Source organism: Methanofollis sp. (genome assembly GCF_028702905.1).
GTDB lineage: Archaea > Halobacteriota > Methanomicrobia > Methanomicrobiales > Methanofollaceae > Methanofollis.
This window is the reverse complement of record NZ_JAQVNX010000017.1, coordinates 1-22,794: the sequence shown is the minus strand read 5'-3', so window position 1 is coordinate 22,794 and position 22,794 is coordinate 1. Positions and strand designations below refer to the sequence as shown.

Annotated in this window: 23 protein-coding genes; 6 read left to right on the top strand and 17 right to left on the bottom strand. The window is 56.8% G+C overall.

Annotated features, from left to right (window positions below; genetic code table 11):
• The first annotated feature begins 4 nt into the window (after positions 1-4).
• Both PHP59_RS03695 and PHP59_RS03690 read left to right on the top strand, forming a co-directional pair.
• On the top strand, positions 5-1,045 hold the full coding sequence (locus tag PHP59_RS03695; RefSeq protein WP_300163779.1) for a hypothetical protein: 1,041 nt from the start codon (positions 5-7) through the stop codon (positions 1,043-1,045).
• Positions 1,038-6,353 carry a DEAD/DEAH box helicase gene (locus PHP59_RS03690; RefSeq protein WP_300163776.1) on the top strand — a complete coding sequence of 1,772 codons (5,316 nt, stop codon included), beginning with the start codon at positions 1,038-1,040 and terminating at the stop codon, positions 6,351-6,353. The genes PHP59_RS03695 and PHP59_RS03690 overlap by 8 nt, the downstream gene beginning before the upstream one ends.
• Positions 6,354-6,656: 303 nt before the next feature.
• Here the strand turns inward: PHP59_RS03690 and PHP59_RS03685 are convergent, their stop codons facing one another.
• The 7 genes from PHP59_RS03685 to PHP59_RS03655 all read right to left on the bottom strand — a co-directional run bounded on the left by PHP59_RS03685 (position 6,657) and on the right by PHP59_RS03655 (position 11,596).
• Positions 6,657-6,884, bottom strand: coding sequence for a hypothetical protein (locus PHP59_RS03685; RefSeq protein ID WP_300163774.1), 228 nt, complete (start codon positions 6,882-6,884; stop codon positions 6,657-6,659).
• A gap of 305 nt (positions 6,885-7,189) precedes the next feature.
• Positions 7,190-8,695 carry a glutamine synthetase family protein gene (locus PHP59_RS03680; protein WP_300163771.1) on the bottom strand — a complete coding sequence of 502 codons (1,506 nt, stop codon included), beginning with the start codon at positions 8,693-8,695 and terminating at the stop codon, positions 7,190-7,192.
• A gap of 118 nt (positions 8,696-8,813) precedes the next feature.
• Positions 8,814-9,089, bottom strand: coding sequence for a hypothetical protein (locus PHP59_RS03675; protein WP_300163768.1), 276 nt, complete (start codon positions 9,087-9,089; stop codon positions 8,814-8,816).
• 278 nt (positions 9,090-9,367) lie between these two features.
• Positions 9,368-9,835 (bottom strand): hypothetical protein, encoded by a 468-nt coding sequence (locus tag PHP59_RS03670; protein WP_300163765.1) that lies wholly within the window; start codon positions 9,833-9,835, stop codon positions 9,368-9,370.
• A 229-nt stretch (positions 9,836-10,064) separates the two neighbouring features.
• Positions 10,065-10,544: a 23S rRNA (pseudouridine(1915)-N(3))-methyltransferase RlmH gene (gene rlmH / locus PHP59_RS03665; RefSeq protein ID WP_300163762.1), complete on the bottom strand. Its 480-nt coding sequence runs from the start codon at positions 10,542-10,544 to the stop codon at positions 10,065-10,067.
• Positions 10,545-10,593: 49 nt separating this feature from the next.
• Positions 10,594-11,406 carry a hypothetical protein gene (locus PHP59_RS03660; RefSeq protein ID WP_300163759.1) on the bottom strand — a complete coding sequence of 271 codons (813 nt, stop codon included), beginning with the start codon at positions 11,404-11,406 and terminating at the stop codon, positions 10,594-10,596.
• A 31-nt stretch (positions 11,407-11,437) separates the two neighbouring features.
• Positions 11,438-11,596, bottom strand: coding sequence for a hypothetical protein (locus tag PHP59_RS03655; RefSeq protein WP_300163756.1), 159 nt, complete (start codon positions 11,594-11,596; stop codon positions 11,438-11,440).
• 97 nt (positions 11,597-11,693) lie between these two features.
• Here PHP59_RS03655 and PHP59_RS03650 point away from each other — a divergent pair, with 97 nt between their 5' ends.
• Positions 11,694-12,602: a PEGA domain-containing protein gene (locus tag PHP59_RS03650; protein ID WP_300163754.1), complete on the top strand. Its 909-nt coding sequence runs from the start codon at positions 11,694-11,696 to the stop codon at positions 12,600-12,602.
• Here PHP59_RS03650 and PHP59_RS03645 read toward each other — a convergent pair.
• Genes PHP59_RS03645 through PHP59_RS03635 form a run of 3 tightly spaced genes read right to left on the bottom strand, consistent with a single transcriptional unit; the run spans position 12,599 to position 14,966 of the window.
• A complete protein-coding gene (locus PHP59_RS03645; protein WP_300163751.1) occupies positions 12,599-13,108 on the bottom strand; it encodes a hypothetical protein in 510 nt (169 codons plus the stop codon). The genes PHP59_RS03650 and PHP59_RS03645 overlap by 4 nt on opposite strands.
• A 55-nt stretch (positions 13,109-13,163) precedes the next feature.
• A complete protein-coding gene (locus PHP59_RS03640; RefSeq protein WP_300163748.1) occupies positions 13,164-13,706 on the bottom strand; it encodes a hypothetical protein in 543 nt (180 codons plus the stop codon).
• Positions 13,707-13,715: 9 nt separating this feature from the next.
• The gene (locus PHP59_RS03635) at positions 13,716-14,966 is read right to left on the bottom strand and encodes an AAA family ATPase (RefSeq protein ID WP_300163746.1); all 1,251 of its coding nucleotides are present in this window, start codon (positions 14,964-14,966) and stop codon (positions 13,716-13,718) included.
• Between the two features lie 95 nt (positions 14,967-15,061).
• On the opposite strand from PHP59_RS03635, the gene PHP59_RS03630 reads away from it, so the two are divergent.
• Entirely contained in the window at positions 15,062-15,301 is a 240-nt protein-coding gene (locus PHP59_RS03630; RefSeq protein WP_300163744.1) for a DUF5654 family protein, read from the top strand.
• An 889-nt stretch (positions 15,302-16,190) separates the two neighbouring features.
• Here the strand turns inward: PHP59_RS03630 and PHP59_RS03625 are convergent.
• From PHP59_RS03625 to PHP59_RS03600, 6 genes are all read right to left on the bottom strand, one after another.
• Positions 16,191-16,940 (bottom strand): hypothetical protein, encoded by a 750-nt coding sequence (locus PHP59_RS03625; RefSeq protein WP_300163742.1) that lies wholly within the window; start codon positions 16,938-16,940, stop codon positions 16,191-16,193.
• A gap of 74 nt (positions 16,941-17,014) precedes the next feature.
• Positions 17,015-17,695 carry a small multi-drug export protein gene (locus PHP59_RS03620; protein ID WP_300163740.1) on the bottom strand — a complete coding sequence of 227 codons (681 nt, stop codon included), beginning with the start codon at positions 17,693-17,695 and terminating at the stop codon, positions 17,015-17,017.
• Positions 17,692-18,384: a small multi-drug export protein gene (locus tag PHP59_RS03615; protein ID WP_300163737.1), complete on the bottom strand. Its 693-nt coding sequence runs from the start codon at positions 18,382-18,384 to the stop codon at positions 17,692-17,694. Before PHP59_RS03615 ends, PHP59_RS03620 begins: the two co-directional genes overlap by 4 nt.
• A gap of 40 nt (positions 18,385-18,424) precedes the next feature.
• Complete coding sequence (locus PHP59_RS03610) at positions 18,425-18,847, bottom strand: adenylyltransferase/cytidyltransferase family protein (protein WP_300163734.1); 423 nt, start codon at positions 18,845-18,847, stop codon at positions 18,425-18,427.
• Positions 18,844-19,215, bottom strand: a complete 372-nt coding sequence (locus PHP59_RS03605) for a Mov34/MPN/PAD-1 family protein (protein WP_300163731.1) — start codon at positions 19,213-19,215, stop codon at positions 18,844-18,846. Before PHP59_RS03605 ends, PHP59_RS03610 begins: the two co-directional genes overlap by 4 nt.
• Positions 19,216-19,265: 50 nt before the next feature.
• Positions 19,266-20,675 (bottom strand): dihydropteroate synthase-like protein, encoded by a 1,410-nt coding sequence (locus tag PHP59_RS03600; RefSeq protein ID WP_300163728.1) that lies wholly within the window; start codon positions 20,673-20,675, stop codon positions 19,266-19,268.
• Positions 20,676-20,717: 42 nt separating this feature from the next.
• Here PHP59_RS03600 and PHP59_RS03595 point away from each other — a divergent pair, with 42 nt between their 5' ends.
• On the top strand, positions 20,718-21,383 hold the full coding sequence (locus PHP59_RS03595) for a PHP domain-containing protein (RefSeq protein WP_300163725.1): 666 nt from the start codon (positions 20,718-20,720) through the stop codon (positions 21,381-21,383).
• Complete coding sequence (truA, locus tag PHP59_RS03590) at positions 21,380-22,222, top strand: tRNA pseudouridine(38-40) synthase TruA (RefSeq protein WP_300163722.1); 843 nt, start codon at positions 21,380-21,382, stop codon at positions 22,220-22,222. Before PHP59_RS03595 ends, truA begins: the two co-directional genes overlap by 4 nt.
• On the opposite strand, the gene PHP59_RS03585 is transcribed toward truA, so the two are convergent.
• A complete protein-coding gene (locus tag PHP59_RS03585; RefSeq protein WP_300163719.1) occupies positions 22,154-22,747 on the bottom strand; it encodes a hypothetical protein in 594 nt (197 codons plus the stop codon). The two genes, truA and PHP59_RS03585, sit on opposite strands and share 69 nt — an antisense overlap.
• Positions 22,748-22,794: the final 47 nt, after the last annotated feature.

The following is a 22,794-nucleotide window of genomic DNA, read 5'->3' as shown; positions in this document are numbered from 1 at the left end:
CTCTATGATCCAATATCCCCATGAGATTATAGCACAGGGACTGGGGATATCTCGCTTTTCCTGTGAAGACAAAAACGCCTATATTGCCCGGGTACTTTATTCCGCCATTTCAGAATGGATAAAAACAGCAGTTTTAGACAGATGTATTGAGGACAGAGAGGAATATCAGGACACAAAAGACACACTGTACACAAAACATCATGTGACCAGAAAATGCAATATCATCCTTTCTGCCTATTTAGATCTCTATCCAGAAGTGAAGAAATGGTTTTATCCTGAGGATAAACCGAATTTTCAGCCAGCAAAAAAGATCCAAGAGAGACTGGAATACGCTGGATTTCTTGTATCTGGACCGGACAACACAATTCAATTACCCCCAGATAAATTCGCAAGAATTGCCGAGGACTTGTTTTTACTCCGCGGAACATCATTCGGAAAAGATGGAGAGCCACATGGGCTTGGATGGTATGTCAATAGGATTTCCGAAAAAAATGCGTACTCGCTGGAAGAACTTTTTTTGATACCACAAATTGATGCAAAAGACACCGTTCTTGAGTACAGTAGATATGCTAATGGGAAATATACACTAAACCCCATCATATCTGATGCTCGAAAATATTTTGACCCGCTTTCAAAACAAATCTTCTCTGATTCCTGGAAACAATCACTGGATCATCCGTCGGAACTAACGGTGTATCGAAATAACCTTGTCGACTACGGAATTGCTAAAAAAGAAAATGACAAGGTATATACCCTCGCATTTCCGGATTACATCATAAAAACACACGATGTTCGTAGATTCATGTATGGTCTTCGACATTTGAATGATAACCAGGAACAGGCCACAATAACGACCTACAAAGACGCAATCAAAATCAGGCTCCACTCTACTCTTCCTAGGAGAGAGGAAATGTTGTTCTACATGATAGCTTGGCCGGTTCGAAGCATTCTGGACAGAACAGAATTTATCACATCGCCTGTATTCCTCCCAATCGTTTCAAAAATTCTGGAGAATCTAAACATTCGGGTGATACAGAATGGCTGAATATAGTGTTCAACATATACACCATGAACTTGCTGCAAAACTGAAGGATTACATCCGGGCACAATACTTTGGTGAGAACGATCTTCTTTTGAGCGCATCAAAAGATCTTTTAGATGAAAAAGACTCAATTTACAAAGATCCCTACATCGAATCAAATCAAACATACCAGATATCAAAAGATGGATTGGTTAATGCTGATATCCCCCAAAATATCAAGGATTTCCTTTTTCAAATGAGTACCAAAAATTTAGGGGTTTTCAAAGATCCTTATAGTCACCAGGTTAAGGCGCTTGAAGAGTTTTACCAAGGGAGCGACATTCTGGTGACAACAGGCACAGGTTCTGGAAAGACCGAGTGTTTCATGTGGCCTCTTGTCGCAAATCTTGCGAATGAAGCAAAAACATGTCCAGATTCGTGGAATAAAAGAGGTATTAGGGCGTTGCTGCTCTACCCAATGAATGCACTGGTCGCAGATCAGATTGGTCGTTTGCGGAAAATGATCGGGGACTATGGTGGAGAGTATTACACACTTTTTACGGAGTATACTGGTGGCACACACACCCGTATTCCTCAATTCGGAATGTACACGGGTAGGACACCATATCCTGGTGAACCTGTAAAAGAAAAGAATACAGAACTGGCAAAAACGCTGGAACGCGACCTGATCGACCGTAGTCCCGAGTTGATCGCGGAGCTCAAATCGCTGGGGAAGTACCCCTCAAAATATGATCTGAAAACCTATACTGCAAATCTAAAAAAGGGGATTCATCAACCTGCTCTGCGGGATGCGGAATTAATCACCCGTAAGGAAATGCAGGATTATTGCCCTGACATTCTCGTCACAAATTACTCAATGCTCCAATACATGCTAATTCGGCAGATCGAACAGCCATTCTGGTCAAACACAAGGGACTGGTTAAATGAATCTCCAGAGAACAAACTCCTAGTGGTCATTGATGAAGCACATATGTATCGTGGATCAGCGGGGGGAGAGGTGGCTCTCCTCATTCGCCGGCTAATGTACAAGTTAGGAATTACGCGCGATAAAGTACGGTTTATTCTCACCAGCGCAAGTATTCCTGTTGATACCGAGGAAAAGAAAATCGAACTAAAAAAATATCTAAGGGAGATCACTTCATCCGAGAAGGATACATTCTCGATAATAATTGGAACAAATAAAAAGATCGATCTCCTAAATCCCGTTGATTTTTCTGCAAATAAGATAAGTAATTTCCCTCTAGATGATTTCCAGCTTGATGATACAACAAAAGTACTAGCAATCCACAGATTTTTCCAAGAAATTGATGGGACAAGACCCCCATATGATACTATCAAGGAACTAGAAACATGGTTATTTGAAACATTGCCAAAATACAGTCCCATACAACGGATAATAAATCAAACAGCAGGAAACGCTACCGGGATCACCGAACTTGCAGAGATTGCGTTCCCACATGATGATACCAAAACTGCACTTTCGGCAACACAAGTTCTTCTATCACTACTACCACTTGCTAAAAAAGACAGGCAAGTTCTCTTTCCTGCAAGACTTCACATGTTTTTCCGTGGTCTACAGGGATTGTACGCATGTACAAATCCGAACTGCCCAGAAAAACATGCTGGTGACGGTATCACTCTCGGTAAGATCTACTCAGACAGTGAGTGGGACACCTGCCCTCACTGCGGTGGGAAAATCTATGAGTTGATCAACGATAGAAGATGTGGAGCCCTGTTTCTCAAAGGATACTTGCTCAATGCGGAGGATTCCGAGGAAAAGAACTATCTCTGGCGTACTCACGGAGAAATATTTGGGAAAGAGTTGAAGGAAGTACATCTCTACATCATACCGCAGAATTATCATAGAAAAAAGGGAGATATCCGTTACGGGTGGCTTGATGCAAAGACCGGTTTCATCCATTTTAACAACATTCGTGCTGGAGAGGATGGATTCTTAGAGGTTTGCTACTCTCTTAAGCCAGTAAAAGGAAAGCCAGAACAACTAACATTTAGCCAATGCCCAAAATGTGGAAAGCCACTGAGTTACTACTCCTTTTCTGATTTTTCTACGAAAGGAAACGAGCCATTTTACAACATTGTTTCGTCACAATTGTCAGTCCAACCACCTGCAATATTTGATGAAGAAAAACTTAAGCAACAGCCAAATGCCGGGAGGAAAGTCCTTGTATTCTCAGACAGCAGACAAAGAGCCGCGGTACTTGCTAAAGATATGACCAGGACAGCAGATGATCAGGCTGCAAGAGCGGTTTTAGTTCTGGCGGCCAACCATTTACAGCAATGGACTGAAACCACAGGGAGTGTTGTAACACTTGATATGCTCTATCCTGCATTTTTGGAGATTGCAGACAAAAATCACCTCCGTCTGTTCTATGGAGGGGATAAGACCCGATTTAACGAAGATTTGGAAAAAATCAAACGTACTATTGAAAAAGCAGAAAGGCGAAATACATCGGTAAGATATGATAGAATCATTAGCGATTACAAGAATAAACCCGGACTATTTTCAGAACAACTCCTGAAAAATCTCTGCTCCCCTTTCAGGTCTTTGACAGATCTCGGACTTGGTTGGATTGAACCCTCGGACAAATATGACATTGCAGAGTGCCTTGAATCATTCGAGGAACATGATATCAAGATGTCTGAAGAAGAGTTTATTTCCCTCTTCACCGCTTGGGCTTACTATCATTGTACGAACTCTTTTGCTATTGGAAACCAGATTTCAAATCAAATACGGTTCAATATCGCTCTTCGTAAATACGATAGGTTTGGTGTAGAGGAGAAAGACCTACAGAAAATACCATCCAAATTCAAGAAAATACTAGGGCAAATATACACTCAGGAACAGATTAATTGGATCATTTTCACACTTTCCGAAACATTCCTTGGTCGGGGAAGTGGTGAGGAAGAAAACAGATATTTCCTTATTCTGGATAAAATCGCATTAAAATTTAATGACAAACATAAGTGGTACCGTTGCAGGACATGTTCCAATATTTTCCCATATACTTTGCTTGGGAAATGTGCACATTGTGGTTCATCAGACGTCTATGAGATGAGCGAAGGGGATCTTGAACGGTACAAGTTCTGGAGAGACCCGGTTCTAGATGCAATTAAGAGAGATTCTGAAAATCCGATACATACTATCAACACAGAAGAACACACAGCACAACTCTCCTACAAAGATCAGCGGGACAACATATGGTCCACGACAGAAAATTACGAGATGCGGTTCCAAAATCTAGTCTTGGACGATGAGCTCCCAATCGATGTCTTGAGTTGTACAACAACGATGGAGGTAGGTATTGATATCGGTTCTCTGACAGCTATCAGTCTCCGTAATGTTCCACCAATGCGCGAGAACTACCAGCAGAGAGCAGGACGTGCAGGAAGACGCGGGACGACAATATCAACAATCGTCACCTATGCCCAGAATGGTCCCCATGACGGGTGGTACTTCGATCACCCTGAGAAAATTATATCAGGCGATGCCAGTAGTCCATGGATAGATGTAAACAATAGTACACTCCTTCAGCGCCATATGAATCTGCTCATCCTGAGTGAGTTTTTGAATGAAAAAGGGACAGATTTGTATGAATGTCCAGTATTATCATTCTTCGATAGTTACTATAATGAATTCACAGAGTTTTTGAGAACATTCCAGTTCAAACCAGAACTGGAGGAAACTATTCTTTCTGAAAAAAAAGGAGATGAAAATTCTTATCAAAAATTTTTATTGGGGCTCACAACTGAATTAGAGGGAATCCGAGGGAATGTGTTCAAAAATCGCGACCTGTATGAGGGCAGAGCTGAAAAAGAACAAAAAACCAGTCTTCTGGATCACTTGAATTTTGAGGGAATCCTACCAACCTACTCGTTCCCACAAAATGTTGTAGGTTTCTTCATCGAAGATGGATCTGGAAATAAGATTATCCAGAGACCAGACCGTTCTCTTGACATTGCGATTAGTGAATATGCCCCAGGAAAAGTAATCGTTGTAAACAAAGAAACCTACAAAGTCGGCGGCATATACAGTTTCCACTCAAAGTTCAGAAAAGGCAATAGGCGTGAAAATCAAGCACGACCGTACTTTGATGATCCGAATTATCTGTCCGATTTGTATCTATGTCCAAACCCAGAATGTGGCTGGACTGATACAAAATATCCAATAGGGGGAGTGTGCCCATTCTGTGGAGAACCAATTTCAGAAGAGAAGAAACGGAAGATGCTTCGACCATGGGGTTTTGCTCCCGTAGACGGAAAGCCAATCCCTGAAGCACACGCAGAAATTGAACAGTCATATGCAGAGGAGCCATGCTATTTTGCAACACCTGACCGCAATGACATGAAAGACATTGGGTGTCAGCACATAATGGCCGCAGTCCGATCTGATAAGATCAGAATCATCAACAAGGGGGTGAAAGGACACGGATTTAATGTATGCCAGAAGTGCGGTGCTGCAGAGGTTGCAGAACAAAGTGATGAGGATCCCGAATCAAAAGTATTGAAGAATATTGGCCGACCATACTCCATCCAAGGTGCAAGGTGCATTCATGATCCAGTAAATGTGTATCTTGGTCACACATTTGCAACAGATATGATTGTCTTTGAGTTTGAACTGGATAAGTCCCAAATAAACACCGAATACTCCGGAATGTGGATATCAAGCGCTGCAACAACACTCACCGAGGCTTTCTTACTTGCTGCAAGCCGGACTCTAGATGTTGATTTCAAAGACATTAAAGGTGGTCACAGAGTTCACGAAACGGAAGATAAAACGTTTGTTGATATTTACATCTATGACAGTCTATCAAGTGGAGCGGGATACGCCACTGGCCTTTGGAGCATGATTGATCCACTACTCCAGAGTATTCAGAATGTCTTGAACTGCGACAAAAGGTGTGCTACAGCATGTCACTCATGTCTCAAACATTACTGGAACCAGAGAGTGCATGAAAAATTGGATCGTCTTGCAGCCCTTGATCTCCTGAGCTGGGGTAGATATGGCAACCTCCCAAAACCCTTGAGCATCGATGAGCAACATGAAATTATCACCCCACTCAAACATTTGCTTGCTGATGCTCATCCTGAGATTCAATTACCCCCCGAGAAAGGGAGCATGTCAGTTATTTTACCGAACAAATCAATCCAATTTGTGGTGTATCCTGCTATGTGGCTCCTATCAGAGAAGAAAGATAGCACCATATATTTGTCAGATAAAGTAGTAAAAAATGCACTCCCAAAAGCCTTTGAAGAGGCAGATAAGATTATAAAACACTTCCTGCGAGATTAGAATCCTCCAAAATTTAATTTTCCTGCTCTGCAGGAACTATCCCTAACAATTTCTACATAGTGTGCCACTCCCAGTTCTGGATCCTATCAGAGGATTTTCAAGAAGGATAAGGCTTCAAGTTAATCCCCAGCAGACGATACATGGGGGCAGAAAACCTGCGATCCTGCGCAGGATCAGAGGGGACCTCAACAAGAGCAAGGAATTTTCTTTAGGGTCTTACCATCCTGAATCCGGGAGATGAAACCTGATCACACCACACTCTAAACGCGGTTCCAACAAGAAGCAATCCCGCTCTCCATCGACTCACCCGAAACCTTCAACGCCGCCATCGGCACGCTCATCGCCTCCCTCGATCCGTCGGTCGAACTGCTCAGCTTCGGAGAGGCGCTCCAAGGCGGTGAGGAGAGCCTCCTGCTCCGCAACAAACTCTTCCAGCGCCTGGTGGAGAGGCACGGCTACACTGCCATCGCTATCGAGAGCAGTTTCCCCTGAGGCCGCTTCATGAACGACACGTGGCCGGCCGTGGGTCACACATGGTGGCCGTCGGGGTCACATCTCACCAAGATCTTCGGCCCGCGCTATGCCGTCATCGGCTCGGTAGTGGGTGTCTCGGAGGCTAACGGCATTGGCCAGGACACAGCGACATACGCCCGCGGCGGGCCGCCTCTGCAAGAGCAGGACGCCAGCACCGGGTAGGAGGCCAAAAGAACCGCCGCTATGCAGAAGCAACGGCAGGACACATACGCTGCTCAGCGCAGATACTTCATTTTCCCGAGAAAAAGAGAACCTCCACCCACCCCGAAAAAAGATTGTATCGGGAGGAGTATTCTGAGACCTTATGCGACGTGGATGTACTTCTCGACGAGCTCGCGGATCGCTTCCGTGTTGCCGTAGAGTTTCTCGCTGAGGCCCTTGTCGTTGAAGGCCTTCAGAGTCTGGATCCTGTTGTCGATCATGCCTGCCGGGAAGATGCCGTTCTCCTCGAAGATCGCACGCCTGGCGGCGAGGACGTCGGCCGACTCAGAGCAGGATGCCGGGAGCTGCCTGAAGGTGGCGAGGTGGTCCTTGAACTCGGGCCTGAAGATGTTGCCGATGACATAGAGGTCCTCGGCCTGCTTGAGGGCGTCGGGCATGGTGATGCCGCGGAGGGAGGCGAGGATCAGGGAGGCGACGGTGAGATAGGGATCGCAGGAGCCGTCCGCGACACGGTACTCGATCGTCTGCTTGGACGGCCTCGCCGCGTCGCAGTGGTAGCCGCAGGGGTTGGCGTCACGGGTCATATCTGAACCGCAGGTCCAGCCCAGGGGCACGCGGACCACGACAGAGCGGTTGCGGTCGCCCCAGCAGATGTAGGTCGGGGCTTCCTGGTGGGGAACCAGGCGGAGGTACGAGGTCGGGATGCAGTTGCCGAAGGCCGTGATCGCGTCCGCGGCGTCGAGGATGCCGGCGATCATCTTCCTGGCCATGGAGCTGAGCTTGCCGTCCTCGACCATCAGGTTCCTGCCGTCCTTCTCGACGAGCATGTGGAAGTGCATGCCGCTGCCCGCCTTGCCGACGGTGATCTTCGGGGCATAGCTGATGTCGACGCCGTAGCGGTAGCCGAGCATGCGCAGGATCCACTTCGCCAGGATGATCTGCTCGACCGCCTGCTCCACCGGCACCGGGAGGAACTCGATCTCATGCTGCTCGTAGTAGGTGTCCTCGTTGCAGAAGCAGCCGACCTCGGAGTGGCCGTACTTGATCTTGCCGCCGGCGCGGGCGATCAACTTCATCGCCTCATTCCGCAGGTCTTCGAACTTCGCGAAGGGTTCGGCCGTGTGGTAGCCCTTCTGGTCGCGGCCGGGGTAGAGGTCCTCGCGCGGGCTGATCACGTAGTACTCGAGTTCGCCGAGGGTCTTGAAGACGGCACCGGTCTGGCGGGTGAACTCCTCGTTCGCCTTGCGGAGCACGTACTCGGGGGAGCTCTCCAGGGGCTTGCCCTCGTTGTCGTAGAAGGAGCAGAGGATCTCCAGCGTGGGCACCTCGGTGAAGGGGTTCATGAACGCGGTGCGGTAGCGGGGGATCGCGTACAGGTCGCTGCTTCCGGCCTCGATGAACGAGAAGAGGTTGCTGCCGTCGACACGCTCGCCGTCGGAGAGGATGGTGTCGAGGTGTTCCTTCGAGGAGATAATGAAGTTGAGGGTCTTGAGCTGGCCGTCCTCCGCGGCGTACCGGAAGTTCACCATCTCGATCGCATTTTCCTCGCAGAAGTGGATGATGTCTTCCTTGGTAAACTCCGCCGGATCCTTCTTGAGAAAACGAACCAGATCGTTGGGATTCATCAAGATCTCAGAGTCTTTCATAATTTCCTAACGTTGGTTCTGGCCGGATAAAAACATAATCCCTATTTAAACTGATTTGCGAGGAAATAAAAAGATTTAAACGCCATAGAAGGCAGGGACTTTCCATCGGCGAAACGTATCATAGCAGCAGGATCATACCCAGCGCCGCATAATCGTCAGGCCCTCTCCGGGACACCCGACGGCTGCACGCCGTGCAGAGGGGTACACCGTTCCGCCGGGGACCGTCACCACCGGGGAAGGAGGGCGCCCTGCTCTGCCCGGGCTCCCAGGCCCACTTGGAGTCAGGCAGGGCATTCCGGTAGATCGTCTTCCCGCAGACCGCACACCTGCCCTTTCCCCCGTCCCCGAATTTTTTATTCCAGCATTCCTGCCGCCCAACCGTGCCACCTGACACCACAACCACCCTGCCCACGAAAATATATTCTTGCGCGACAATAGAATCCACCCCGATATAAAAATTCCGGAATATTTTTTTGATAATATCATCGAATGAGAAAAACAAGAAAATATAGAGAAAGAAATCTCTCAAAAAACGATTTCATCGCCACGCAAGGGACAGGTCACATCAGGAGTGCGTTCTGAAAAACGCCTGGAGCAGATTAGAAAAGGCCCGGGCCAGGAGTGCAGGGGGGAGGAGCCGGGCATGCCCCCTCGCTCCGGACGTAAAAAAAATTAGTCTATACAATCCCCGATCTCGGCCATGCCCGACGGGCCGACCACCACTTCGAGGACACCATGCTTGAAAGACATCCGCGCCACCGCGAGGGCCGGGGACGGGAGGGCGACCGTGGTGTAGTACCGCCTTTCGCTGTCCTCCGCGGCGATATGGAGGGAGGCGTCCTCCTGCCAGACCCTGACGCCGTCGGCAGTCACGCCGGGAAGCGCTGCGGTCACGACAGTCTCCCCGCCGACCTGGTGGACCTCCACCACAGGTTCGTTCGCCCCGGCCCCTTCACTGCCGGTCAGCGCCTTCATCGGGGACCACGTGGGCGGGAGGACATGGCAGTGGCCGTCCCGGATCAGCATATAAATCCCGAATGCGACGGGCTTGTTCTCGTATTCGTCCTGTGCGCGGTTCACCATCTGCCTGATGTAATCGCTCAGTTCACTGAAGTCTTCCTCTGGTATATCCTGGCTCATGCTGATTCCTCACGTAGGGTAGCCGGTCTCCGACTGTCCCCGAAGTACATTTTTCTGACCTACAAGTATAAATTTTTTGATCCTGACATCTCCAAGGAAAAGAGAAATCAGAGCAAAGTGTCAATTTGAGAGCGACGGTCAGGTTTTAAGGGCAGTGAGATGAAAAAAGAAGTATATAACGGGGCATATGCCCCCCGGCCCACCGGGGAGAGAGGAACCGCGAGGAGGATCACTTGTGGTACGGTTCGCCTCGCACGATCCTGAAGGCCCGGTAGATCTGTTCGAGGAGGATCACCCTGACCATGGTGTGGAGGAAGGTCATCCGCGAGAGGGAGAGGCGGAGATCGGCACGGTTCAGCACCGCCTGCGAAAGACCGAGAGGCCCGCCGATCACAAAACACACCTCCCGCGTTCCGGAGATCTCCCAGGTACGCAGGCGAGCAGCAAGGTCCTCGCTCGACCACATCTCACCGGCACCGTCGAGGGCGACGAGAAGGGCGCCCCCGCGGACAGCCGCCAGGATCCGCTCTCCTTCCTCTTCCTTCACCTTCGCCTCCTCTGCCGGCGAGGCGTTCTTCGGCACCCGCTCGTCCTTCACCTCGATGATCTCGCAGTTCGCATACGGGCGGAGGCGTTTCTCATATTCTGCAATCCCCTCTTCGATGTACCGCTCTTTTGCCTTTCCAACGGCAACGACACTCACCTGCATCTCCAGAGCCCCTGTACCCTTCGCACCCCTTTCCAGATATATGGTGACATTACAGACGGCCGACCGTGCACCAGATCCGGCCGTCCTCGTCAGACCGGAAAAAGTGGTTCTCGCCGCAACGGAGGCGCTCCATCGCGGCCATCGAATAGTGTGCCTCGACCCGCCCGCCTGCGTCCCTGATCAACGACTCTATCATGCCCGGTGTGTACAGGGAGATGACGGGCAGGCCCGACCTCTCCTTGAGGCAGGAGAGAACGGCCCGCGGGACCGCCCGCCTGCGCAGGGCGACCATCTGGCAGGGGGCGAGGTACTCCGCGATCACGTGGTTCTTCCCTGTCCCGGAGTAGAATGAACCGAGGATGCCGGCGAGGGTGGCCCGGTCAGGATAATAACTCGCCCCCTCAAGGACAAGGACCGTCGGTTCCCCGACCGCAAAGGGAAGAGAAAGGACAGAGGCGATATCGGCCTGGACACAGGAGATCCGGGCGGCGAGGTCAGGGGCGACCCTCGCGTAGAGGGCGTGTTTCTCCTCCATCCCGGCACGACCAACCTCCACGACCGAGGAGACCTGATCGGGGTAGCGCTCCAGCACCTCGAGGGCCAGGGGGTTCATCCCTGCCGCCGGGACCACGACCCTGCAGGGTTCGCCTGCCCTATCCAGCGCCTGTCCAAGAAGGCAGGCGATCATATGCCGCCCGTTCTGGACCACCTCGCCGTACCACGGGCAGACCTCCTCGCACTCCTTCAGGAGGCCATAGGCGGGCGAGAGGTCAAGGGCGTCGATGAACTCCCGCACAGGCCCGCCGTCGTACAGGGCGGCCGACCAGGCCATCGGCAGCGCAGATGCCGGGTCGAGACCCACCTAGAGCCCCCCGATATCCTCGTGCCAGAGGTCAGGGTGCCCCGGCGATGAAGCGGGCGAGCATCTCCGTGCATGCAGGGAGGTTGAGGTCAGTCACCCTGACGCAGGCGGAGAATAGCGATGGGGGTGGCCGAAGGGCAGAAAAGCACACCACAGATGCCTGCCGGTCAGCCTCCTCCATCGTCTCCATACATCCGCCTCGCGCATATGGGGATATATATTCTCTCAATTGCATGCGCACGCATCAGATCGAAAGGATTCTTAAGAGTCAATGCTTTTGCATAGACATGGACAGAACGCAGATCCTGATTCTGGGCATCGCCCTCCTCGTCTGCACCGTCCCTGCCGTCGCCAGTGCCGCGGCAGAGACGATCGGCGGCGACCAGGGCTATTATGCCGTCCACTGCAACGTCGACGGCGCACAGGTCTTCTTCGACAACGACCTCAAGGGCGAGATCACAAGCGGCCGCCTCCTGGTGCCGGTCTATGTGACGGGCACCCCGTACAAGACCATCAGCATCGAGGCAGACGGCTATGAGACCTACACCACTTCGATCGTCGAGTACCCGGCCAAGGGCGAGACCGTCGACATCAACGCCAACCTCCAGCAGGCACCGATCGGCGGCGACACGGGCGCGTACCTCGTGAAGTCCAATGTCGAGGGGGCAAAGGTCTTCTTCGACAGCGACCTCAAGGGCGAGATCGCAAACGGCGAACTCGTCGTCCGCGTCTATGTGACAGGCACGCCATACAAGAGCATCAGCGTCGAGGCCGACGGGTATGAGACATACACCGCACCGGTCACCGAGTACCCGGCCAAGAGCGAGACCGTCACTATCACGGCGACCCTCCAGCAGGCGCCGATCGGCGGCGACATGGGCGCATTCCTCGTGAAGTCCAATGTCGAAGGGGCAAAGGTCGCCTTTGACGGCGAGGCCAAGGGTGAGATCAAAAACGGCGAACTCCTTGTCAGGGTCTACGTGACAGGCACGCCGTACAAGACTGTCACCGTCAGCGCCGAGGGTTACGCACCCCAGTCCGTCGGGATCAGCCAGTACCCGGCAAAAGGGGAGACTGTCGAGATCGACACCACCCTCACGCCGGTGACCCCCACGCAGTCCCCGCTCTCACCCTTCGCGGTGCTCGGGTCCCTCTGCATCTGCGGGGCTTTCCTCCTGCTGCGGCGGGAAAATTAAATCTTTTTTCCCAGGATTCTTTCAAGAAGGGGGCGCTTGAGGAGCGCCACCTCATAATCGAAATACTCGACCCATTCCGAGATGAGGGAGGTCGTCCTCTTCTCGGCCGCGAGCGCCCCCTCAAGGGCGGCGATCCTGGCCTCAAGGGCCTGCCTCTGGTTTTCCAGTCCCGAACGGAGGGTGGCGATCTCGGCGTCCTGCCGCGCCACCACGTCCTTGAGGTCGCGGGCCTCGGCATAGGCCTGCACCACCGGCGAGGGCGCGGGCTCCGGCCCCTCGGCGTCGACAGGTTCGACCGCCTCTTCCGGGCTCTTTCCCTCCTTCGCCGCCCGGGCAAGTTTTTTCACCGTCTCGACGGCCGCCGTGGTGTACAGGCGCGCCGGGCCGATGCTCCGGGAGTGAAAGAGGTCGGGGTGGGCGGCCAGGTACTCCCGCACCTCGGCCTCGGGGAGGCCGGCGAGGTCGGCAATCTCGGCCGGCTTGAAATATTGCATTCCCATCGTCATGGCGTCGTCCAGCAGATGATCCTTTCTTCCTTCAGCGGAAAAATGCTCCCATTTCTCACGGTACTCGCTCGCCCTCGACGAACCAGTTCATAAAATACCGGAAGGATCTGTTTCGCCGCTTCGCAAGCCCGACATCGAAACCGTCAAGGACCGCCTGCATGAACGCAATGCGAGAGACGCCCCTGGGGATGAGGGCGTTGAAGGCCTCCTTCGTGATCCGCTCTGTCCGGCCGGGGAGGGGCGGGAGGCCGAGCGCGGCCTCCTCCTCCTTCCCCACGCCGGCGAGGTACCAGCTCTCGATCTCCGCGATGACGATGACGACCATCTCGGCCTCCATTGCGTGCCCGAAAGAGTTCAGCGTCTCCTGCACCCGCCGGCCGGCATAGGGGGTGCTGTCGATGTCCCTGACAAATACGTAGGGAAAACCGGCCTTTCTCAGCGCCCGAACCAGGTTCATCGTCCGCAGCCTCTTCTCGCAGGCGTACTTCCAGACCTTCGTCTCATAACCCTGTGCCGCAAAGAGGGGGGCGACGACGCGTTCGAAGAAGCGTTCGTCGTCCGGCCCTTCGAGGAGGACGTAGAGGGATTTTTCCGCCATCGACCTGCCTCAGAGGAGGTTCTGGACATAGAGTTCGTCGATCCCCATGCTCTCCAGGAAGACCTCGAGCTCGGCGCGTTCTGAGGGGCGGGAGATGGACGAGTAGCCCTCCCCATCCCTCCTGAGGAGGAGAATGTTCTCCCTGCCGCCGTACTTCACCACCTCGGGGTGGTGGGTAGTGACGATCACCTGCCGGCCCATCTGGCAGGCGACGTCCTGCATCATGGTGACGAGTTTCGCGATCAGGTGGGGGTGGATGTTCCTCTCCGGTTCCTCGATGATGATCACCGGTTTCTCCTCGAAATAGAGGATGATGACAAGGGCGGTGAGGTTGATCGTCCCGTCCGAAAGGAGGAAAGAGGGGACTGCGGCGCCGGCGGTGTACTCCTCCTTCACCGTGGCGATGAGAGAGCGTTCGGCGACGGCGTCGACCCTGATCTCCTCGATGAAGGGGAGGAGGTCGCGGATGAACGACCAGGCGCGGCGTTTCTTCTCCGGGTCCGCGAGGATCGCCCTGAGCACCAGGGCGAGGTTGCGCCCGTCCCTTTCGAGTTCGGCACGGCCCGGGATCTCGGCGGCCCTCTTTGCCAGGCGGGGGTCGAGGTCGTAGTGGCCGATATCGCGGAAGAAGCCCCCGAGGCGGGAGACCAGGGGCGAGAAGGTCGGGTAGATCGCGGGGCTCTCCAGGATCGACTCGTCAGGGGCGAGCCTGGCCGGCATCAGGGGGGTGCACTCGGGTTCAGGCGCGAGGCCGGGCGGCGTCACCGTGCAACCGACCGCACCGTCGACCGACCTGACCAGGGTGATCTCCCCCTCTCCCGGGGACGAGGGGCGGCCGTCGCCGTCCACGACCGTATAGACGCACGACGCCGTGATCCGCTCCTCGGCCACCGTGCAGCCGCCCCCGGCGCAGGCGAGGGTGATCTCATAGCTGCCCCGCAGGGCCGCGGCCTCGATCACCCGGCCACCGTCCCGGAAAAAGCGGACCCGCGCCGGGTCGGCGGCGGCGTCGAGGGAGACCGAGATCCCGGTCGTCTCGCCGGGAGGAGCGCGGAGGTTCCTGATATACTCCCCGCCCCCCTGGAGGGAGACGGCATTGGCAAAGCCCTCGCGTGCGCAGTCGGAGAGGAAGGTGAAGGCGTCGACAAAGTTCGACTTGCCGGCGGCATTCGGGCCGATGATCACGGAGAAGGGGCCGAAGACGGCCGATGCGGCCTGGAAACTCTTGAAGTTCCTGAGGGAAATTCCTGAAATCTTCATCGTGCACCTCAGGATCGGGTATTGCCGCAGGGGAAATAAAGCGCTTCTCTTTTTTGAATCTGCAGATTTATATACAATGCCGGATATGCTCGGCCATGGGTTTTTACGGAGAAGTGCTCGACAAGGTCTCCGACCTGATTACGGCCGCATTCGGACTGGTCGCCGCGCTGGCGTGGAACGGCGCGATCCAGGCCCTCTTCGTCCAGGTCTTCGGGACGACGGAGAACCTCGCCGCACAGTTCACCTATGCGATCGTCGTCACGATCCTGGCCGTGCTTGCCACGATCTGGATCGCGCGGATGGCCGCACGGGCGGAAACAGAGAAAAAAGAGTGAGAAAGCGATCCTGTAGAATTCCTTTTATGCAGTTCCTGTTCCGGGGGACTACGCCCCCGAACCCCCGCTCAGGATAGGTGTGGAACAGCAATCTTCCTCCTCAGGAAATCCGGTTCGCTCTTTCCAGAACCAATCCTGACTGGGGATCCGGGGGTGAAACCCCCGGCGAACTGTATGAGGAAGGGATTTGATCCGCGCATTCCCTCAAAAGGATCTGGAGGGATACATCGACCCAAGCCAGAGGGATTACCATAAGCATATCCCAAAACTCTCGTTCATTCCCCCATCTCTGCATGGTGGGGGGCTCGGGAGAAAATTTCATGATCGGATCGATGTCCCCCCGAATTTCATATGGGGCGGTGCGAAACCACCGCCTTCCCCCAACTCTCTGCCGGGGGACTGACGCCCCCGGCCCCCCGAAATCAGGATAGGATGTGGGAAGGATAAACCTTGCATATCGAAGAAGACTGCCATCCACTCCCTATCGTAATGGTGGGGGGACCGGGGGGTGAAAACCCCCGGAATAGACACAAGAACAGGATTTTTCAGAACCAAATACTGATCATTCCGTCGACAGGACAGAGAGTATGATCAGTTTTGAGATGACCTCCATGAAAATGATCCAGAAGATCCGTTCTCCGGGTTTTCATGAGGTTTTGACTCTCAACGAGCACCCCATGATGGAGATGGAGAGGACAAAACCATCTTCAGAAAAGGTTCGCCCTCTGCCTTCCCTGTCCTATCGTAATCCAGGGGGTCTGGGGGCAGCGCCCCCGGCGCAAGCGTGCGAGAAGGCACGTTGACCAGATGAACTCCTCAGAACAATTTTCATGCGGTATGCCTGAGGCGTGCTCCCGACTCATGCCTGATTCTACAAGACCGAGAGAACTCACTTCCAGATCCAGCCGATAGCCCCGCTGTCCGCGGTCTCGTTCTCGGCAAGGGCCCGGAGGCGCTCCTGCTCCTCCTCCATCACCCGCAACTGATCCTGGAGAAGGGTGCGGGTTTCATTGTCGCAGGTGCAGTTCTCCACCAGACGCTGCATCTCCCGGATCTGGTCGCGGCTCTGGTTCAGGTTCTGGAAGAGGGCCGCGGCCGCGGCCTCGTCGCCGCCGGCAAGGAAGCGCATCCAGCCCGGCCTGGCCTGGATCTGCTCCTCGGCCTGAAGGCGGGTCCGGATCGAGTTGTTGAAGGTGCGGGCGATCGCGGAGACGTTCTTCCCGATGCCGCCGTCCATCTCGCCGAGGGCGAGGAAGGTGTGGACGGCAAGGCGGACCTCGTTCTGGTTCTTCCAGACCTTCTGCTTCTCAGGAGGGAGAGTCCCGGTCTCGTTCTCCAGGTCGCCCGTGGTCTGGTTGACACGTTCCCTCAGGCGTTCGTGGAGGGAGGCGTTCTTCTTCACCTGTCCGGGTGCGGCGCTCACCTTCGCAACGATGTGTTTGCCATTCCCCGGCGCCTTCGTCGGTTCAGGTGTCGCATTGACTGTTGGATCCTGCTCGTCACCCGCGTCCTCCTCCAGGAGGACCGGGGCACTGTTTCCTGCTTTCCCCTGACCGTTCCCGTTGCCGTTCCCGGGAACCGCAAGGGCCGGGGCAACGAGGAGGAGACAGAGAATGAGCACGGCTGCTTTTCTCATCATCTGATAATCACCAGGAATGCCTCTGTCAGGGTCAGATAAGAATATGTTGAACCCGGAGGTTCAGCCTTCGCTGTTCAGAGAGAGGAGGCGTACCTCTTCCAGAGGATCCAGAGGGCCGCGATCAGCAGGGCGATCAGGCCGAGGGCGCCGAGGCCGAGGGCCGGGTCCTCCCTGAAGAGACCGATGACGGCGTCGGCCCCGAGGGCGATCGCATAACTGCTGACAAAACTCCCGAGGAGGACGCACCCGACCGCACGCAGTGCGGTGAAGCCCATGATCCTCCCGAGTATCGTGGCGTTCATCCCCCCGGACCCCTGGAAGGGGACGATCACGAAGACGATCAACCCGGCGGTCGAGAGGCGCTCAAGCCAGGGACGGGCATCGAGAAATGCCCTGCCTCCGGCCATGAACTTCCCGAGGAAAGGGCCGAGCACCGGTATCTTCAGGGTGAGGTCGAGGTTGAGGGCGACGAAGAGGGAACAGCAGAGGTCGACCGTCACCGTGCAGGCGGCAATGAGCCACCAGGGTTCGCCAAGGCCGATCCCGACCGGGATCACCGTCTCCTTCCCGGCCGGCGGCACAAGGTACACGAAGAGCAGCCCGGCAAGGGTCAGGAACTCCTGATAGGACCTCGTGAGGTAGAGCACAAGGAGGAGGAGGGCGCCGAGCCCGAAGGGAAGGGCGAGTTTGATCGCCCTGTCGGCCAACGGATTCGCATGAAAGGTGACATCCCTGAGGGAAAGGATCCCGGTCATCTGTCACGAGAGATTGGCGGCCCACCCATATGAAGGAGCGCCACACGACACAGGACAAGGACGGAAGCACCGGCGAGGACGAGCGCGACGACCACCGTACCGGCGGCGCAATACTCCCTGAGGAGAGACGCGGCGGCACCGGCACCGAAGGCGAGAAGGGCCGACCCGACGATCGAGCCCGCCGAGACGCAGACGACCACCGCACGCCTGCCCATCCCGAGCACCCGGCCGGCAAGCGCCCCGCCGACACCGCCCGAGCCCGCAAAGGGGAGGACGGTAAAGAGGACGAGTCCCGGATAGGAGAGGCGGCGCAGCGCGGGGTGGTGTTCAAAGAAGGCACCGGCGACACCGGCAGTGCGGGAGAGGGCAGGGCCGACGTACGGGAGGGCAAAAAGGAGGTCGGCGTTCAGGGCGACGAGGAGGCAGCCGGCGACGTCCACCCAGGCAAAGGAGGCGGCGGTGAGCCACCAGGGGTAACCGAGGGCCGCCGCAACCGGGATGAGGGCCTCGCCCCCTACAGGCGGGACGATATAGGCGGCAACAAGGGCGAGATAGACAGGGGCGAGGTCGGGGAAGGCAAGGACGAGGGCCAGGACATACAGGGGGTACATCAGGAGAGGAATGCCGAGCCTGAGGGCGCGGTCGAGTGCCGGGTTCTCCACAAACAGCGTACCTCCTTTCAGGTCCATCTGAGATGGGGTCGGCGGCCGGGGATAAAAGAGTGGCGGGTCAGGGATGGCCCCGCTCGGCAAGGATGCGCCCGACGATCTGGGACGAGGAGGAGAGAGGCCCCTCGTACCGGCCGATCCGCACCACGCGGGCCCGCAGGCCGTGCTCCCGCAGGGCCCACTCAAGGTCCTCCTCCTTGAAGAACTGGTTGAAGCCGAGGGTGATCACGTCGGGATCGATCGCCCTGATAGGGGCGAACAGATCGGTCTGGTCGCCGAGGCGGGCATGGTCGACAGGCTTCAGGGCCGCCACCATCGCGAGGCGCTGCTCCTCCGGTATGATGGGCTTTGGCTTGTGGCGGACATTGACGTCCCGCGCCACGATCACGTGGAGTTCGTCGCCGAGTTTCTTCGACTCCTCCAGGTAGAAGAGGTGTCCGGGGTGGAGGATGTCGAAGGTGCCGGTGGCGACGATCCGCCTCATTCCACCACCTCGAGGTGATAGGGCTGGCCGTCCGCGGTGAAGCAGGCCCAGTCGTCGGGGCCGTACGGCCAGCCGATGATCAGGTTGCACCGGCCTGTCCTCGGGAAGAAGGAGAGGTCGGCGTCCGAGGGATAGAGGACGCCGTTCGGGTGGGAGTGGGCGCTCCCCGCGTTGTGGGTGCCGAGGGGGAGCATGTCCAGGAAGACGCTCGCGCTCTCCTCGTTGCTCGTCGTGCCCGGGACGAGGTCGAGTTCCCTGATGACGCCGTCCTCTTCCCTGAGGATGGCGGCGAACTCGTTCGGATGGTTCTCGGCCCCCAGCCTGAGGAGGAGGTCGAGGAGGTCGGCGGAGATACCCCTGATCTTCATAGGTCTATGGAACTTGGGCGGCATGGCCAATCAATGATTGCATCTGAGGATCAGAAGGGGCCGTCCTGCACATAGCTCCTGCCGAACTGCACCGCGACCTCGGCCCGCGCCAGTTCCCGGCCGAGATAGGCGGCGTGGTCGAGGCGGGTGACGCAGCCGCCCTCCAGCAGGGCGGCGGCGAGGGCGGCGGCCGTCCGGCCCTGGTAGACCGTCCCCCTGTGTTCGACCAGGATCCAGCCGCCGTCGACGGCGATCCTGATGTTCCCCGCGGGGTCTGGGGTGAAGGCGTCGGGGGCGGGGGCGACGTCGAGAGCCTCGCCCGCGGGGAGGGGCTCGCGCCGCCGCCTCTTCTCCTTGAGGACGAGGAGGTCGATGCCGAGGTCCTTCGGGTACGGGTGCTCGCCCATCGCCGCCATCATCTCTGTCGCCCGGCGCATCTCCGCGACCGATCCCCTCGTCTTGTCGGAGTGTTCTGAGGTGAAGACAACAGAGGCCCCGACCTCATGGGCGCAGGCCGCAAGGAGGGCGTTCACCCCGACGGAGTCTGCGTCGATGAGTTCCGTGACGTTGCCGGCGCCGAAGAAGAGAGGGACGCCGGCATCGGAAAATTCGCACAGGGACGCAACAAGGCCCGAGCCCGCGGGCTGGAGGAGGGGGTCGGCAAGGAGTGCGGAGATACCGGCGTCCTGCGCCGCACGGAGGTTCGCCGCAAGGCCGGCCGCACCGGGCACGACGACCGCCGCAACACCGGCCGCGGCCACCTCCTCCCCGACGAGGGGGATGTTCCCCTCGTGGAGGGAGAGGATGAGGTCGGCCCGGCAGAGCGCCGCCCTGATCAGGGCCGGGTCCTGTGTGTCCGCGGCAAGAGGCCCCTCGATCCCGTCGAGGGCCGCAAAGCACCGTCCCACGTCGGAAGACGAGGCGTCGAAGCCGAAGCCGAGGTCGACGATGTCGGCACCCCTCACAAAGAAGTCCTCGACGGCCGCACGGAGCGCCGGATGGCGGTGGGCGTCCATGATCTCGGCGAGGACCTTCATCCGCGACCCGCCGCCGATCTTCGTTCCCCGCAGGATGATCTCGGGCTCCGCGGCATCTTCGAGGGTGGAAAGGCGGCGATACGCCGCGTCCCGTCTCTCCGCGGCAAAGAGTTCATCGGCAGGGATATCCCGGGAGAGGGCGACCTTCCCGAGGAGGGGGAGAATCATGGCGAGGTCCGCGGCGTGGCGCGGACCGCGATAGACAGGCACGCCAGTCTCCTCCTCGACGGAGGCAAAGGAGGCCGTCGACATCCCGGAGACGAGGACGACATCATAGTCTCCGGATTCTACGAGGCCCTGTAATTTTTCAGGGGTCAGGAACGCGGCGATCTCGCCGGTGACGACGACGTCGGCGTCAAAGCCTTCGGCGGCCTTCCGGACGACTCCGGCGGTCGCCTCGCCTGTGGGAAGGAGGATCCGCATACCATTCCTTAAGAGGGCGGAGACCTAAAATAATCTGATCCCATGCTGAGATGTGATCTGCACATCCATACCAGATATTCCCGTGACGGCGAGAGCAGCGTCGAGGATATACTGAGACAGGCCGAGGCCGTCGGGCTCGACGCGGTTGCGATCACCGACCACGACACCGTGGAGGGGGCCCTCCATGCCCTCCAGTGCCGGACGTCCGTGATCGTCATACCCGGGACGGAGATCTCGACAAAACAGGGACACCTCCTTGCCCTCGGCGTCACAAAAGCCTTCCCGAAGGGCATGGACTTTTTTGAGGCCGTCCACCGCACCCGTGAGGCCGGCGCCGTCCTCATCCTCCCCCACCCCTACCATATGTGGCGCCACGGCGTCGGCCTGAAACTCAAGGCCGGTCCGGCCCTCGTCGACGCCATCGAGGTCTTCAACAGCCGGTACATCATGGGGACCGCGAACAGGAAGGCGGCAATGGTTGCTCGCGACCTCGGAAAACCCGCGGTTGGAGGGAGCGACGCACACCAGGCCCGTTTTGTCGGCTACGGCTACACCCTCGTCAATGCTGACCGCAACCTCGACGCCATCCTTGAGGCGATCCGCACCGGGAAGACCGCGGCAGGCGGGAGGATGACCCCGCTCCGCTCATATACCACCCAGTCCTTGAAGAGTTCCTGGAAGAAGATTCAGGCCAGGATCCCGAAATGAGGCTTGCGTTCAGGATCGGCTACTGGGGCGACGACTTCTACGGTTCCCAGGTCCAGCCCAGCGTGCGCACCGTGGAGGGCGACGTGATCGCGGCGTGTAAAGAGATCGGCCTGTTCACAAACCCGAAGGAGGCAAGGTTCGCCTTCGCCGGCAGGACCGACCGCGGAGTCCATGCCGCGGGGCAGGTCTGCGCCTTCACGACAGACGAACCGGAGAGAGCGGTGACGGCCCTGCGGTACGAACTCCCTGCCGACATCTGGACGACCGGATGGGCAGAGGTCCCCGAGCGGTTCAACCCGAGAAAAGAGGCCCTTGCACGGACGTATCGGTACTATTTTGTCGACCACCCGGGCGACACGGCGGCGATGGACGACGCAGCGCAGGCATTTGTGGGGGAGCACGACTTCTCCCTCTTCTCCCGGCAGAGCGAGAGAGATCCTCTCCGCCATGTCATGGCGGCCCATGTCGCGGATGAGGACGGCTTCTGCGTCTTTACGGTGACGGCAGAGAGTTTCCTCTGGAACATGGTGCGGTGCATGGCCTTCGCCCTCGCCGCGGTCGGCAGAGGGGAGAGGGACACCGCCGGGATCAGGGCCCTGCTGGAGGGTAATGGGACGGCGCGTGTACCGGCCGCGCCACCCGGCGGTCTGATCCTCACCAAAGTCGCCTATCCCTTCCCCTTCACCCCTCTTCCCCCCTCACCGAAGGCAGAGAGGGCACTTGTCGGGCGTGAACATGACTTCAGGTTGAAAAAAAGGGTGAATGCAGCTCTACGCGGGCTGAGCCTGGATCTCCTTCGGGAGGAGCAGGCCGACAACGAACTCAGGGACCTGCCGTGAGGTCTTGACAGAGAGGAAGAAGTTCTCCTTTCCCTCAACAAGCCCCCTGTACTTCATGAGCATCTTGAAGTCTGTGGACAGGAGGGTGACGCCAAAGACCTTCATGCTGGCATGGTGCTCTGCCACTTCCTTCTCGTCGCCGACGACGAGTTTCTCCCTGTTGCCATTGACGTCGAGGATGAGTTCGTTGTCATAGCTGAGGACCATCATCCTGGCGTTCCCGACAGTGACAGGTTCGCCGTCAGGGAACCAGGCATTGTAGGTCGTCATGTACGGGTAGATGGTGCCAGGCGTCGGGCTTCCGATCTCGACGTCCAGGGTGAATACCGCCGCAACGGCGAGGAGCAGGAGGAGCCCGAGGACGCCGAGAACGACCCTCTTCTTCCCGCCCTTTTTGACGGGCTCGGGGGCCGGGGGAGGAGGAGGAGGGGGCGTCGTGGGCTGCTCGACCGGGCCTGGCTGTGCGGGGGTTGCCGGGGGGACGGCACCGTCCGCCGCGTCATCGTGGACATGTTCGTCTGTCATGGTCTCTCCGGGGAGAGTGCGTCCCTACACCATTTATGGGTGCTGGA